This window comes from Desulfovibrio sp. DV (genome assembly GCF_001936595.1).
Taxonomy (GTDB): Bacteria; Desulfobacterota; Desulfovibrionia; order Desulfovibrionales; family Desulfovibrionaceae; genus Solidesulfovibrio.
Genome location: NZ_MLBG01000118.1, coordinates 1 through 14,939, shown reverse-complemented (window position 1 = coordinate 14,939; position 14,939 = coordinate 1). Strand labels below are relative to the sequence as shown.

Here is a 14,939-nt window from a genome sequence, read left to right as displayed (position 1 = left end):
GGGGATTGAGCCTGGGCCAGGGCGGCGGTTGCGCCAAGGCCGGCCCCGGCCGCGGCCAGGCCGCCCAGGGTCAGGGTTTTAAGGGCCGCCCGCCGGGTCAGGCCGGAAGCTGTTTTCTGGGACATGCTGGTCCTCCTTGCGGGGCGGCGTCGGCCACCATGCGGCCCGGCCCCGAACGCGTTTCGTTTTCACTGGTGACCCGGATGGCCCGCAGGCCCGACACCGGGCACTCATGTTCGCACATGCCGCAGCCGATGCATCGGGCCGGGTCCACATGGGGCTGCTCCAGGCGGACGACCATTTCCAGTTCCCGGCCCGGGGCCGTGTCGGTCTCGGCCAGGGGTTCGGCCAGGGTGAGCCGGACGCCGGACGCGCCGAGGATGCGCCGGGGCGGTTGGCCGGGGCTGCCGGCCGGGCGCAGGAAAAAATCGCCGGAGGCCAGATTGCGCCCGACCGGGGCCAGGGCGGCCACGGCCACTTCCGTCCCCTGTCCCCCGGCCACGGTCAGGCGCGGGGCGCGCAGCGGCTCAAAGACCTCGCGCACGGAAATGGCCTTGGGGCTGACCGGGCAGACCTCCTGGCACACCAGACACGGCCGGCCCATGGCCCAGGGCAGGCAGCGGGTGCGGTCCACAAAGGCCGTGCCGAGCCGGATGGGGCCGGCGGCAGTGAAATCGCCCTGGCCGAGCTTTTCTTCCAGGGTCAGCGGCCGGATGGCGGCAGTGGGGCAGAGTTGGCCGCAGGCGATGCAGTTTTGCAGGCAGCCGGTCCGGCCCAGACGGAAATCGAGCGTCGGGGTCCATATTCCGGCCGCTCCGGCCACGGTGAAGGCCGGCTGGATGACGTTGGCCGGGCACACCCGCATGCACTGGCCGCAGCGGATGCACCGGGCCAGAAACCGGGCCTCGTCCAGGGATCCGGGCGGCCGGATCAGCCCTGGATTACGCCCGGCCCCGGCCACGCCGCCCACACTCCACAGCGGCGCGGCCACAAGCCCGGCCGTGCCCGAGGCCAGGACCAGCACCGCCCCGCGCCGGGAAAAGTCCGGCAAGGGCTGCTCGCCGGCTGCCGAGGCCCGGCCGGCAAAGCCGATGCGGCCGGTGGGGCAACGGGCCAGGCAGTTGAGGCACAGCACGCATTCGCTGGCGATGAGCTTCCCCGACGGCCGGCAGCCGCCCTCGCAGTATTCCTCGCACCGCCGGCAGGTGCCGCAGTCGCCTTCGGACGCCTTGCCGATACGCCAGGGGGCAAACCGGCCAAGCAGGCCGAAAAATGCCCCCAGCGGGCACAGGTAGCGGCAAAAAAACCGGGGCCGCACAGCATTGGCCGCCAGGATGGCGACCAGGAGCAGCCCGAACACCCAGGCCCCGTCGTAGTGGCGGGCCTCGGCCTGCCCCAGGCCCTGGCGCGGGTCGAGGAGCGGCAGCAGGCCAAGATCGACCGAACGGGTCAGAAGCGGCAGGGGATCGAGCAGGCCGGTCTGGACATTGCCCAGGGCGGCTGCGGCCAGCAGCAGGGCGAGCAAGGCGTATTTGAGCCCCTGGGCCGGTCCGGGCCGGTTGTCCCCGGCCCGGGCCGGGCGGCCAAGGCCCTTGCGGACCAGGAAGCCGCTTAGTTGATTGAGCGTGCCGAGCGGGCAGAGGAAGCCGCAGAAAAAGCGGCCGAGAAAGAGGGACAGGACCACCACCGGCACGGCCCACAGGAGCGGGGCATAGAGGCTTCCGGTAGCCAGGGCCGTGGCCAGGGCCGGCAGCGGGTCAAGGGAGAGCAGCCAGTCGACGGGCCAGCCGCGCAGCTCAAAAAAACCGTCGCCAACCGTGGCCACCAGGCCCAGCCAGCAGAAAAGGAGCAGGAAAAAACCCTGGCTGATGCGTCGGGCGGTGACGATGCCCATGGCCTAGCCCGCCGCCGGTTCGACGTTGAGGCTGACCGGGAACAGGCCTGCCGGGTCGATGCTGCCGACGCCGGCGGCCTGGGCCAGGGCCAGATAGGGCAGGTCGGCCGGGGTGCGCCCGAGGAGCCCTGCCCCCTGGGCGTCCGCGGCCACGGGGTCGGTGGAGAGGATCATGGTGTTGGTGGCTTTCAAGTCGGACAGCGAACCGCCGGTCGGGCCGTTGGTCATCATGGCCGTCACCCCGTCCAGGACGCACAGGGTGGGGCGCAACAGCCGGCCCAGTTCGGCGATGACGCCGTTTATGTCCTGGTGGAAGATGTTTCGCCGCCCGCCGAGCAGGCCGTAGAGATTTTTGAGCGTCATGGAGGCTCCGGCCCGCTGGTGGTCCTTGACCTGGGAGAGCACGATGCACTTGGTGACGCCGGCAAAGGCCCCGGCCAGCACCGGCCAGTCGGTGAGAAAGGCGGCTCCCGGCAGGCTTACCGGCGCAAACAGGCTTTGCCGGGGCAGGATGAGGGCTGCCCCGGACTGGCGGGCCGCGCCGGCCAGCCCCGAGACCTCGAAGCAGCTGTCCGGGTTGTTTATCGGGTTGTCGGTGACGAGCACCCTGGCCGCGCCGGCGTGGCGGCAGGCCTCGGCCACGGCGGCCAGCAGGTCGGGGTTGGTGGTGGCTCCGAGCAGGGCCGGCGAGGCAAAGACGGCGTTGACCTTAAGGAGCACCACGTCGCCTCGGCCAATGAACGCCTCCATGCCGCCCAGGGCGTTTATGCCCTGGTTGAACATGGCCCGGCGGTCCGTGCCGTGGACCGTGGCCAGCCGGGACCGGCCCGGAGCGGGCGGGGCCACGGAAAAATCGCCCAGCCCGGCCAGAACCCGGCCGCCCGGGCCGGCCTTGGGACCGATCGGATCGCGCAGGGCCAGCCCCAGGCCACCGGCAGCCACGGCCAGGGCCGAGGCGGCCCCCAGCCGGACCAGAAACCGGCGGCGGTCCGGGTCTTTGGGACCGGCGGCGCTTGGGGCGTCCGGCGGCGACAGGGGTGTTTTGGGCGTCATGGCCTCACCTCGGGGCCGGCCTTGTCCAGGGCCTTGTCCAGGGCGGCGGCCAGGGCCAGGGCGGCCGGCCGGTTGGCCGCGTCATGCACCCCGGCCAGCATGGCCCCGCGGGTCCAGAGTATTTCATGGGAGCCGTCGGCCTCAAGCAGGACGGCGTCGGCCGCAAGACCCGGCGCGTCCGGCGGCAGGGGGGTAACGGCGTAGCCGTTTTGCCGCAGGAAATCGGCAAAGGCCCGGGCGTCGCCGGCCGCCTGCTCCGGACTGTCGCGTGCGGCCAGAAGGGCCGTGGCCGCGCCGGCCGGCAGGGCGTATTCGGCCGTGTAGACATTGGAAAATCCGGCCATGCCCATGGCGTCGGCCGCGGCCAGGCGCAGGCTGTCGGCGGCAAGGCCCTCGGTGGGGAAAAGCGTTTTGGGATCAGGCCTGGGCGCGGCGTTGGCCCCGCCGGCCGGGGCCTCGGCCGGCAGGGCGGCAAAAAGGGCCGCGCCCAGGGTTTCCAGGCCGGCCATGGTGTCCGGGTCGGCCCGGTCGGCGGTTATTTCCACATAGTGGCCGGCGCGGGTGAAATAGAGGGCGTTTGGCGTGGCGTAGGCGTCCGGGGCCAGGGCCGGCAGGGGGCGCGACCCCTGCCGGCGTTGGGCGCTTAACACGGCAAAGGCGTCGGCCGGCGTGGCCTGGGCATAAACGTACACGTCGAGGCGCGCGCCGTTTGGCAGGGTCATGGCCCGGCAGGACATTTCCTTGAAATTGGCGGCCAGATAGAGTTCGGCCTTGCCGTCGATGCGGTCGGACAGGCTGACGGCGTCGTAACTTTCGACGGCCGAGGCTGCTTTTGCGCCGGCCAGGGCGTTAAGGAAGGCGGCCGTGGCGAATTGCCGGGCGTCGGCCGGGCCGCCGGCCATGGCGCCAACGATTTTCGGCGGGGCCAGGGCCACCAGCACGGCGGGATTTGGCTGGGATTGGACCACGCCGAGCCAGACGGCAATGGCGGCCAGACCGGCCAGCACCGCCCGGGCGGCCGCGCGCTGTCCGTTTTTCAAACCTGGGCGTGAGACGACCATAGGGCCTCCAGGTTGCACCACACAAATCTACACCCTGTCTGTGTACCCGGCCTTGGCGGTGATGACAAGCCGGCCGGCCGGTCGGGCAATCCACACGCCATTCTTGACAATTCGCCGTTCCCCCATGCTATCAGACAACACCGTGGGAAATGCAACCGAGTGACTCCATGAGGCGTTTAGCAATGGCGACAGACGTCAGAGACGTAATTTTGGACATGGTCAGAAGTGGTCCGAAACCCATCAAAGAGGTGGCCCATACCCTGGGCAAGCCCTATTCCACTTTGATGCGGGAACTCGATCCTGAAGACCGGCGGGCCAAGCTCGGCGTGGAGACGCTGTTGCCGCTGATGCAGGCGTGCAATTCCACGGTGCCGTTGCGTTGCCTGGCCGAGGCCATGGACCATCGACTGGTATCGAATAAGGACATCAAGCCGGACAAGCCGACTTTTCACGAGGAGTTGCTCGACACCTACCAGGCCCTGGTGGATTACCACCGGGCCATGCTGGAAGGGCTGCCGGTTGAGGTGGTGGGGGCGCGGCGGGAGGTGCTCATCCGCCAGCTCAAGGAAGATTTCGCCTTTTACGTCTCACGCGGCGGTGCAGCCGAGGCCGGGACGCCCCGGCCCGGCCCGGCGCAGGCCTTGGTCGGGCCCTGAGGACCGGACCGGGCCTGCAGCTTTACGCCCGGCACCGGCCCGGTGTACGGTCGGGGGCCGCTTCCGGGCTGCCGGGAGCGCAAAAAACGCCGTTTGGGCACAAGCCGAACCAGGGAGCACAGGCCATGACCACCCGTACAGCCACGTTTGAAGCCGTCTGCCCGTCCTGCGGCCAGACCGTCACGGTAACGGCCGCCGAGACCGACATCCGGGACGGATCGGTGGCGGTTGCCGAAAAATGCCAGCGCTGCCTGGGCCAGTTCGAGGCCATCACGGACTTAAGCTGTCTTGAATGGGACGAGCAGTGCACAACCGAGGTCGGCCGCCTGGGCTGAGCCTCCGGCCGGGACCGGCCACGGGAGGGCGGCCATGGGCTGCTGGTTGATCAAGAGCGAACCGGGCTGTTTTTCCATCGACGATCTGGCCGCCGCCCCGGACGGGGTGACGGGCTGGGACGGCGTGCGCAACTTCCAGGCCCGCAATTTCATGCGCGACGGGATGCGCCTGGGTGACGGCCTGCTTTTTTACCACAGCGTCACCAACCCGGGCGTGGCCGGGCTGGCCGAGGTGGCCCGCGAGGCCTATCCCGACCTGACGGCCCTCGACCCGGAGGCCCAACACTACGATCCCAGGGCCACCCCGGAAAATCCGATCTGGTCCATGGTGGACGTGCGCTTTGTGGCCAGATTTGCGCGCGTGGTGCCCCTTGCCGCCCTTCGGGCCGTGCCGGAGCTGGCCGGCATGGAACTGTTGCGCAAGGGGTCGCGCCTGTCGGTCATGCCCGTGACCGCGCAGGAATTCGCCGTCATCCGGGCCATGGGGCTGGCCGCAACCTGAGGCCGGGGCCGGTTGCCACAGCCGGAGCCGGTTACATTTTCCCGACAAAACGGTGACAATCGCCGTGCCCGGTGCTTTTTGGGCTATGGCAGGCCCCATGTGCATGGGACCCCTGGCCTGCTGCCTCCTGCTCGTTTGCTGCTTTGCCGTCTCTTCCGCCCGGCCGGTTCCGGCCGGGGAAGGGCTCGGGTTCGGGCTGATCGCCACCGCCTCCCCAAACGTCCTTCGCAGCCAATGGCAGCCGCTGCTTGGCGACATGGCCGCCGCCATCGGCGTTCCGGTCACGGCCAGGCTCTTTGACGACTATGCCGGCGTCATCTGGGCCATGGCCGCCGGCCACGTCCAGGTGGCCTGGCTTGGCAACAAATCCGCCATCGAGGCCGTGGACCGGGCCGGGGCCGAGGTCGCCTTCCAGGCGGTCGAGGCAGACGGGCGCACCGAATACAACGCCGTGCTCCTGGCCCGGTCCGACTCGGGCCTAAGGACGGTGGAGGACGTGTTTGCCCGGGCCGGGGAATTGACCTACGGCGACGGCGACAGCAACTCCACCTCGGGCCATGTCATTCCCGGCCATTACCTCTTTGCCCCCCGGCGCGTCGAAGCCCGCGCCGTGTTTCGGCGCGTGGTCCAAAACAACCACGAGGCCAACTTCCTGGGCGTGGCCGAGGGCCGCCTGGACGTGGCCACGGGCAACACCATCAATCTGGCCGGGTCCATGGCCCGCCATCCCGAGGCCGGCCGGGCCGTGGCGGTCATTTGGACCTCGCCGCCCATTCCGTCGGATCCCCTGGTCTGGCGGACCGATCTCGACAAAACCCGCCAAAAGGCCATCCGCTCCTTCCTGCTCGACTACGGCCGGGAGACGCCGGGCAAGACGCCGCAGCGCCTGGCGCACGAGCAGGCGGTGCTCGAGGGCATGAACCGGGCCGGGTTTCGTACCTCGGACAACCGCCAGCTCATCAGTGTGCGGCGCATTGAACTCACCCGGCAGCGAAACCGCATCCTGGCCGACGCCGGACTGTCCCCGGACGAACGCCAGCGCCGGTTGGCCGCCGTCGACGCCGGGCTGCGCGGCCTGCCCGCCGCAGACTGATGGCCTCCCTCGTCGCGCATCTGGCGGCGGTCCGGTACCTGCCGCGTCAGGGCCTGGCCGCCAAGATCCTGCTCCCTGCCTTGTCGCTGTCCCTGGGAGTGGGGCTGGTTTTGTTCGTGTTTTTCGCAGACAAGTTCGCCCGGCAGGCTGAAGAGGATCTGCAAAATCGCCTGGACAGCTTCCTGACCACCCAGGCGGCCGAACTCGAAGGGGCGGTGTGGGAGTTTGACCAGGCCGCCATCGACCGGCTGTTTCGCAGCTACGCCCTGAGTTCCGACCTGCAACTGGCCCGGCTCACCGATGCCCGGGGCCAGGTCCTGGCCGCCACCGGCCGGCCGGCCCCGGCCACGGGCCGGGTGTTTGCAGCCAGCCGGGAGCTGACGCGGCAGGCCGGACAGGAAACCTACCAGCTGGGCCGCCTTGAGGTCGTTTTCAATGACAGCCGGATACGCCAGGGCCTGGCCGCCAGCCGCTCCGTGGAATTGCCGGCGGCTTTTGCCCTGGCCGTCCTGTTCATGGCGGTCCTTGGCCTCACCGTGCATTGGCAGGTCGGCGTGCCGCTTCGCCGGCTGCGGGAATCCCTGGAGCGAAACGCCGCAACCGGCCAGCGCACCCCCCTGTCCTGGCAAAGCGGCGACGAACTGGGGCAGGTGGTCGGGGCCTACAACGCCTTGCTGGCCGAGGTGAACCAGCAGACCGGGACGCTTGAGCGGGCCAACAGCGAACTCGGGGCGGAAAACCTCCAGCGCCGGCTGGCCGAGAAACGCCTGACCCTTTACAAAACCATGGTGGAAGCGACCGACACGGCCATGGTCATCACCGACCGGGACTTGCGGGTTCAGGAGACCAACGCCGCCTGCCTGCGGGTCACCGGCTTTTCGGCCGGGGAAGTGGCCGGCAGAACGGTCTGGGAGACGTTTCTGTCCGACCACGATGCACAGCGCGTGGCCGAGCTTGGCCGCAGCCTGGAAACCGGGGCCGGTTGGGCCGGGGAATGGCGCGGCCTTACCCGCCGGGGCGGGCGCGTGCCGCTTCGCCTGACCATCAACGCCCTCGCGTTCGACGGCGACGCCGCCAGCCAGCATGTCCTTGTGTTTGCCGATATCAGCGAGCAGAAGGCCACCCAGAAGCTGCTCAAGAGCCTGGCCTATTCCGACAGCCTGACCGGCCTGCCCAATCGGGCGCTTTTTATGGACCGCCTGGAGCGGGAAATCTGTATCGAGGCCCGGCGCGGGCGCGGGTTTGCCCTGCTCTTTGTCGATCTCGACAATTTCAAATGGATCAACGATTCCCTGAGCCACGCCGTGGGCGACCGGGTGCTGACCGTCATGGCCGGCCGCATGAAGGCCTGCCTGCGCTCCGAGGATACCCTGGCCCGCATGGGCGGCGACGAGTTCACCGTGATCCTGCGCGAGACGTCCGAGGCCGAGGTGGTGGGGCGCGTCACCGAAGCCCTGCTGGCCCGGATGGCCGAACCGCTGGACGTGGACGGCGTCGCCCTGGAGGCCACGGCCAGTATTGGCGCGGCCCTGTATCCGGCTGACGGCGGCGATTCAGAAACCCTCATGAAAAACGCCGACACGGCCATGTACGCGGCCAAGGCGGCCGGGGGCGGGCGCTTGCACTTTTTTACCCCGGTCATCGCCGAAAAGGCCCAGGCGAGGCTCGATCTTCGGAAAAAGCTCAGGCAGGCCCTGGCCAGGGATGAGTTTGTCCTGCACTTCCAGCCCATTGTGGACATGGCCGGCGGCGGGGTCGCGCACTACGAGGCCCTGGTGCGCTGGAACCGGCGCCAGGAGCTGGTTGCCCCGGCGCAGTTCATTCCCTTTGCCGAGGACGAGGGGCTGGTCGGCCGGATCGGCCGCCAGGTCTTCGATCTGGCCTTTGCCCAGCTGCGGGCCTGGGACGGGCAGGGTTTTGCGGCCACGGTGTCGGTCAATGTGTCGCGCGACCAGTTCCTCGAAGACGATTTCGTCGAGGATCTCCTGGGCCGGGTTGACCGGCACGGCATTGATCCGGGCCGGGTGGTGCTGGAAATGACCGAATCGCTCATCATTGCCGATCCGGCCGTGGCCCGGGTGGTGCTTGGCCAGCTCATCGTCGGCGGCTTTCGCATAGCCGTGGACGATTTCGGCGTGGGCTATTCGTCGCTAAGCGCCCTGGTTGAATATCCGGTGCATATCGTCAAGCTCGACAAGTCGCTCATTCGCACCCTGGAGCGCGACCACCGCGCCCGGACCATGGTCTCTGGCTTTATCGGGCTGTTTCAGAACCTGGGCCTGGAAGTGGTGGCCGAAGGGGTGGAAACGGCCCTGCAACACGAATTTTTATCCGCTGCCGGCTGCGACATGGCCCAGGGCTGGCTGTACGGCAAGCCTGCGCCGGCCCGGTTTGCCCCGGCTTCGGCCCAGTCCATGGAAGCCCGGCTGTTTACCCGGCTGCTGCGCGAAAAGGGCGGCAGTCCGGCCCAATAGGCCGGCGGCCGCCGGGAATCCGTTGACGCTGCGCCGCCTGGGTCGTATCAGAAATTATGCGAAACCCTTTCCGCCGGCCTGCCGCTGGGGCGGCGTTCCGGATGCAGCCTTTCTTTGGTCGGACAGCCCGGCTCTGGGCGGCCGTGCCGGTGCTGGCCGGCGTTTTTTGCCTGTGGCCGGCAGGCGGGGAGGGGGCCGGCGGCGGGCTTGCGCCGGGGCCGGGCCTGGACGGTTTCGAGACCCTGGTTGGCAACACCCGGGCCATCCTCTGGTCGGTGCTGGCCGTGGTGGCCATCATGGCCGGCGGCCTGGTCGCTCTCCTTGTCGCCCTGGTTTCCAGGAAACAGGCCCAGCTGGCCCTTGAAGCCAGCCAGGAGCGCTCCCGCAACTTTGTCGAGAACGCCCCCTCGGCCATTTTCATTGCCGACGCCGCCGGCCGGTTCCTGGACGTCAATCCCGAAGCCTGCCGCATGACCGGCTACGGGCGCAGCGAACTGCTGGCCTGCACCGTGGCCGACATGTTCGACCCGTCCCATCGGGACGCGGGGCTGGCCCGGTTTGCCGAGGCCGTGGCCGACGGCCGCACCGTCGAACTGCTGTGCCGGGACAAGGACAGCCGGGAGCGCTATTGGTCCGTGTCGGCTGTGCGGACGGAGCCGGACCGTATTTTGGCCTTTGCCGGCGACGTCACCGAGCGCCGTCGTCGTGACGAATCCCGGCTGGTCTTTTTCGAGCTGCTGGAAAACGCCGAATACATCGTGGTCTTTAAGGACTGCGACCTGCGCTATGTCATGGTCAACCGGGCCTATCAGGAACTGACCGGCCACCGGCTGGAAGACGTGGTCGGGCGCACCGATCCGGAACTTTTCGCCGGCCTGTCCAGCCCGGAAGAGATCGCCCGGTATGTGGAAAACGACCGTCAGGCCCTGGTCCTGCCCCAGGGCCAATCACTGACCAGCGAAGAGGAAATGGGCGGCGAAGCGGGAGCCGTGCGCACCTTCCTGACCCGGAAATTCCCGGTTTATGGCGACGACGGCCGGCTGCTCGGGGTGGCCACCATGGCCACGGAGACCACCGGACGCCGGGAGGCCGAGGCCCGGCTGCACGAGAGCGAGCAGCGGTACAGGCTCCTGGCCGAGCAGGCCCCCATCTCGATCATGGCCTTTGACGCCAAGGGCCGCATCACCTTTGTCAACAAGCGCCATCTGGACGTTTTTGCCGCAGGCCGCAAAACCTCGGACTTCTTTCTGGGCCGCCGGCTGACCGAATTGCCCGGTGTGGTGCGGGCCGGCATTGCCGGACAGCTTGAAGGTCTGCTTCACGGCGAGGCCCTGGAGCTTGAAGCCGTGTACTTCCCGGAGTTTACCGGCGGGCACGACGGCTACGTCAATATGCGCGGCGTCCCCCTGGCCGCCGAGGACGGCTCCTTTGCCGGGGGCATCCTCATCCGCGAGGACGTGACCGCGCGCATTGCCATGGAGCGCTCGCTGCTCGATTCCAGAAACGAAGCCGAGGCCGCCAACAAGGCCAAATCCGAATTCCTGGCCAACATGAGCCATGAGATCCGCACGCCGTTAAACGGCATCCTGGGCATGCTCCAGCTGCTCAAAACCACGACTCTCGACGCCGAGCAGGGCGAGTATGCCGAACTGGCCATCCAGTCGAGCAAACGGCTCACCCGGCTTTTGGCCGACATCCTGGACATTTCCAAGGTCGAGGCCGGCAAGATGCTGATCCAGTCCGAACCCTTTGATCTCGCCCTGGCCCTGCGCCAGGTGCTCGAACTGTTTATGCCAACCTCCAGGCAGACCGGCGTGGCGCTTATAAGCCATATCGCCCCCGCCCTGCCGGCCGTGGTGCTCGGGGACGCCGCCCGGGTGCAGCAGGTGCTGACCAACCTCATCGGCAACGCCTTCAAGTTCACCACGGCCGGCTCCGTCACGGTGGAAGCCTATCCGCTGCCGCCGCGAAAACCCCGGGAGGTGCGGGTGCTTTTTTGTGTCGCCGATACCGGCTGCGGCATCCCCGATGAGGCCCTGGACCGCCTTTTCAAGCCGTTTACCCAGGTCAGCCAGGGCTATCGCCGCGATGCCCAGGGAGCGGGCCTGGGCCTTTCCATCTGCAGCCGGCTGGTCGCGCTCATGGGCGGCAATATCGCCGTGGACAGCGAACCCGGGGTGGGCACGTCTCTCTTTTTTTGCATCACCTTCGCCACGGCCAAGGCCCTGGCCTGCCAGATCGACTGCCCCGACTCCCGCCGCCCCGCCGCCGTCGGCCTGCGGGTGCTGTTGGCCGAGGACGATCCCATAACCCAACTGGCCGCCCGCCGCCTGCTGGAAAAGGCCGGCCACACCGTCACCCTGGCCAATGACGGCGCACAGGCCCTGGCCCGGCTGGCCGGGGCCGAATTCGACCTCGTGCTCATGGACATCCAGATGCCGGGCATGGACGGCCTGGAGGCGGTCCGGGCCATCCGCACCGCGCCGCATCTGGCGGCCAAGGCGGCCATCCCGGTCATTGCCCTGACGGCCTATGCCATGGCCGGCGACAAGGAGATCTTCCTGGAGGCCGGCATGGACGGCTACGTGGCCAAGCCCTTTTCCATGGACGAGCTTGAGGGCGTCATGAAGACGGTCCTTGGCAAACGGCGTCGGACAGCGGCCTAGCCGGGCCGGTCGGGAGCCCTTGGCAGGGGTCGCCTTTTGGCCTAGTCTTGGCCCTGCTTGGGCGAGAGTCCCAAAGCAACCAACACCTCCCATGCGCCAATTTGCCGCCATCCCCCTGACGCTTGCCTGCGTCGTCCTCGTGTTCGTCTGCCTGGGTGCGCCGGCCGGGGCCGAGGGCATTCCCGGCGTCACCCGGCCGGTGGTGGTCGGCGGCGACCGCGACTATCCACCCTACGAATTTCTCGACAAGGACGGCCTGCCCGCCGGTTTCAACGTGGACCTCAGCCGGGCCATCGGCGAGGTCATGGGGCTGCGCATCGAGTTTCGCCTGGGCGCCTGGGCCGAGATGCGCCAGGCCCTGCTCGACGGCGAGGTGGATATCCTCGAGGGCATGAGCTTTTCCGAGGAGCGCGCCGCCGGCGAGGTGGATTTTGCCCCGCCAAGCGCCGTGGTCAACCACGCCATTTTCGCCAGAAAAGGCGAGCGCGTGGCCAGGAGCCTTGATGATCTGGCCGGGCGCACGGTCATCGTCCACCGGCGCGGCTACATGCACGACCGGCTGGCCGGCATGGGCAATGAAAAAGACCTGATCCTGGTCGACACACCCGCCGACGGCCTGCGCCTGCTCGCCTCGGGACTGGGCGATTTCGCCGTGGTGGCCATGCTGCCCGGCAACTACATCATAAAAGACAACAAACTCGACAATATCGAGGTGGTGGCCCGGTCGGTGGCCACCCTGCGCTATGGCTTTGCCGTCAAAAAGGGCAACGAGGCCCTGCTGGCCCGGTTCAGCGAAGGCCTGGCCATCCTGCGCGGCACCGGCCAATACGAGGCCCTTTACAACAAGTGGCTCGGCGTCCTGGAAGACCGGCCGCTGCCCTGGACAACCGTTGCCCGCTACGCCGCCGCCGTGGCCTTGCCCTTGCTGGCCCTGCTTGGCGGCACGGTCTTGTGGAGCCATTCCCTGCGCCGGCAGGTGGCCCAGCGCACGGCCTCGCTGTCGCGTGCCCTGGACGAGTTGTCCCGCAACCAGCGCCAGCTCGTCGAGGCCGACAAAATGGCTGCCCTGGGCATCCTCGTCTCGGGCGTGGCCCACGAGATCAACAACCCCAACGGCTTGATTCTTTTAAATATCCCCATCCTGCGCAAGGCCCAGGCCGATTGCGCCCGCATCCTGGAGCGCCGTTTCAAGGAGGAGGGCGATTTCCTGCTCGGCGGCATTCCCTATTCCCGAATGCGCCACGAACTGCCCCGGTTGCTCGAAGAGATGCAGGAAGGGGCCCTGCGCATCAAACGTATCGTCAACGATCTCAAGGATTTTGCCCGACGCGAGGAAGGCGCCGGCCGCACGCTCATCGACGTGGCCGACGCCTCGCGAAAGGCCGTGCGCCTGCTCGATGCCGCCATCCGCAAGGCCACCGACCACTTTACGGCCGATTACGACCCCGACCTGCCCTTGGTCCTCGGCAATTCCCAGCGCATCGAGCAGGTCATCGTCAACCTGATCCTGAACGCCTGCCAGGCCCTGCCCGAACGCTCCAGGGCCATTGCCGTCCGCGTCCGCCACGACGAGGCCGCCGGACGGGTGGTGCTGACCGTGCGCGACGAGGGTTCCGGCATCGCCCCCGAACATCTGCCCCATCTGACCGATCCCTTTTTCACCACCAAGCGCGAGACCGGCGGCACCGGCCTTGGCTTGTCTGTTTCCGCCGGCATCCTCAAGGAATACGGCGGCGTTCTGACCTTTGTCTCCGCCCCGGGCCAGGGGACCACCGCCGCCATCGCCTTCCCGGCCGCAACCGAGGAGCCCGCCGCATGACCCACACTCCGTTCCCCGGCTTCGGCATCCTGCTGGTCGACGACGAACCGGCCTGGCTGCGCTCCCTGTCGCTGACCCTTGAATCCTCAGCCGGCGTCACCAACCTCTTTTTGTGCCAGGAAAGCCGCGATGTGCTGCCGCTGCTGGAAAAGGGCGGCATCCGTCTGGCCCTGCTCGACCTGACCATGCCCGGCCTTTCCGGCGAGGAACTCCTGGCCCGCATCGCCGAGCGCCATCCGGAGGTGGCCGTCATCATCATAAGCGGTGTCAACCAACTCGACACCGCCGTGCGCTGTATGCGCCTGGGAGCCTTTGACTACTACGTCAAGACCGACGAGGAAGACCGCATCGTCAGCGGCGTGCTCCGGGCCATCCGCATGATCGAGCTTCGCGACGAGAACCACGCCGTCACGAGCAGCCTCGTGACCGGAGCCCTGGCCCATCCCGAGGCCTTTGCCGGCATCGTCACCCGCTCCCGGGCCATGTTTTCCGTTTTTGCCTACATCGAGGCCGTGGCCAAAAGCAGCCAGCCCCTGCTGGTCACCGGCGAATCAGGCGTTGGCAAGGAGAACGTCGTGCGCGCCGTCCATGCCGTCAGCGGCCGGGAAGGGCCTTTTGTCGCGGTCAACGTGGCCGGCCTGGACGACACGGTCTTTGCCGACACGCTTTTTGGCCACGTGCGCGGGGCCTACACCGGGGCCGAGGCCCCGCGAAAGGGCATGGTCGAGGAAGCGGCCGGGGGCACGCTGTTTCTCGACGAGATCGGCGACCTGTCCATCCCCTCCCAGGTCAAGCTCCTGCGCCTGCTCCAGGAAGGCGAATACTTCGCCCTTGGCAGCGATCTCCCCAAACGCCTGAGCGCCCGGGTGGTCGTGGCCACCCACCGCGATCTGGCCGTGGAAGAAGCCGGCGGCCGCTTTCGGCGCGACCTGTACTACCGCCTGCGCACCCACCAGACCCGCATCCCGCCCTTGCGCGAACGTCGGGAAGACATCGAGCCGCTGGCCCGCCATTTCACAAGTGAGGCCGCCAGGGCCATGGACAAGCCCGTGCCGGCCCTTCCCCGGGAACTGGCCGCCTGCCTGGCCGGCTACGCCTTTCCCGGCAACATCCGGGAACTGCGGGCCATGATCTTCGACGCCGTAAGCCTCACCGCCGGCCCGACCCTGGCCCTGGAAGGCATCCGAGCCGCCGTCGGGAACTGCGATGCCTGCCGGGACGCGCCCCCGGCCAATCTCTTTGCCGGCTGCGAACGGCTGCCCACCTTCAGCGAAGCCGCCGATCTGCTGGTCACCGAAGCCATGGCCCGGGCCGGCGGCAACCAGACCCTGGCCGCCCGGCTGCTCGGCATCTCCCAGCCCGCCCTGTCCAAACGCCTCAAATCCC

Annotated in this window: 11 protein-coding genes; 8 read left to right on the top strand and 3 right to left on the bottom strand. The window is 68.2% G+C overall.

Going from position 1 to position 14,939, the window contains the following annotated elements; translation table 11 throughout:
* Positions 1-97: 97 nt before the first annotated feature.
* Genes DVDV_RS18845 through DVDV_RS18835 form a run of 3 tightly spaced genes read right to left on the bottom strand, consistent with a single transcriptional unit; the run spans position 98 to position 4,008 of the window.
* A complete protein-coding gene (locus DVDV_RS18845; RefSeq protein WP_075356147.1) occupies positions 98-1,894 on the bottom strand; it encodes a 4Fe-4S binding protein in 1,797 nt (598 codons plus the stop codon).
* Between the two features lie 3 nt (positions 1,895-1,897).
* A complete protein-coding gene (locus DVDV_RS18840) occupies positions 1,898-2,947 on the bottom strand; it encodes a DUF362 domain-containing protein (RefSeq protein ID WP_075356146.1) in 1,050 nt (349 codons plus the stop codon).
* A complete protein-coding gene (locus DVDV_RS18835; protein ID WP_075356145.1) occupies positions 2,944-4,008 on the bottom strand; it encodes a DUF6599 family protein in 1,065 nt (354 codons plus the stop codon). Before DVDV_RS18835 ends, DVDV_RS18840 begins: the two co-directional genes overlap by 4 nt.
* 182 nt (positions 4,009-4,190) lie before the next feature.
* Here DVDV_RS18835 and DVDV_RS18830 point away from each other — a divergent pair, with 182 nt between their 5' ends.
* The 8 genes from DVDV_RS18830 to DVDV_RS18795 form a co-directional block, all read left to right on the top strand.
* Complete coding sequence (locus DVDV_RS18830; protein WP_075356144.1) at positions 4,191-4,664, top strand: phage regulatory CII family protein; 474 nt, start codon at positions 4,191-4,193, stop codon at positions 4,662-4,664.
* A 125-nt stretch (positions 4,665-4,789) separates the two neighbouring features.
* Positions 4,790-4,999: a hypothetical protein gene (locus DVDV_RS18825; RefSeq protein ID WP_075356143.1), complete on the top strand. Its 210-nt coding sequence runs from the start codon at positions 4,790-4,792 to the stop codon at positions 4,997-4,999.
* Positions 5,000-5,033: 34 nt separating this feature from the next.
* Positions 5,034-5,501 carry an EVE domain-containing protein gene (locus DVDV_RS18820; protein ID WP_075356142.1) on the top strand — a complete coding sequence of 156 codons (468 nt, stop codon included), beginning with the start codon at positions 5,034-5,036 and terminating at the stop codon, positions 5,499-5,501.
* A gap of 97 nt (positions 5,502-5,598) precedes the next feature.
* Positions 5,599-6,594, top strand: coding sequence for a phosphate/phosphite/phosphonate ABC transporter substrate-binding protein (gene phnD / locus DVDV_RS18815; RefSeq protein WP_175577128.1), 996 nt, complete (start codon positions 5,599-5,601; stop codon positions 6,592-6,594).
* Positions 6,594-9,068: an EAL domain-containing protein gene (locus tag DVDV_RS18810; protein ID WP_075356141.1), complete on the top strand. Its 2,475-nt coding sequence runs from the start codon at positions 6,594-6,596 to the stop codon at positions 9,066-9,068. Before phnD ends, DVDV_RS18810 begins: the two co-directional genes overlap by 1 nt.
* 101 nt (positions 9,069-9,169) lie before the next feature.
* Positions 9,170-11,734: a PAS domain-containing protein gene (locus tag DVDV_RS18805; protein WP_075356140.1), complete on the top strand. Its 2,565-nt coding sequence runs from the start codon at positions 9,170-9,172 to the stop codon at positions 11,732-11,734.
* A 91-nt stretch (positions 11,735-11,825) separates the two neighbouring features.
* Complete coding sequence (locus DVDV_RS18800) at positions 11,826-13,553, top strand: transporter substrate-binding domain-containing protein (protein ID WP_083634831.1); 1,728 nt, start codon at positions 11,826-11,828, stop codon at positions 13,551-13,553.
* A partial coding sequence (locus tag DVDV_RS18795) for a sigma-54 dependent transcriptional regulator (RefSeq protein ID WP_075356138.1) occupies positions 13,550-14,939 on the top strand: 1,390 nt, incomplete at its 3' end. The genes DVDV_RS18800 and DVDV_RS18795, both read left to right, overlap by 4 nt.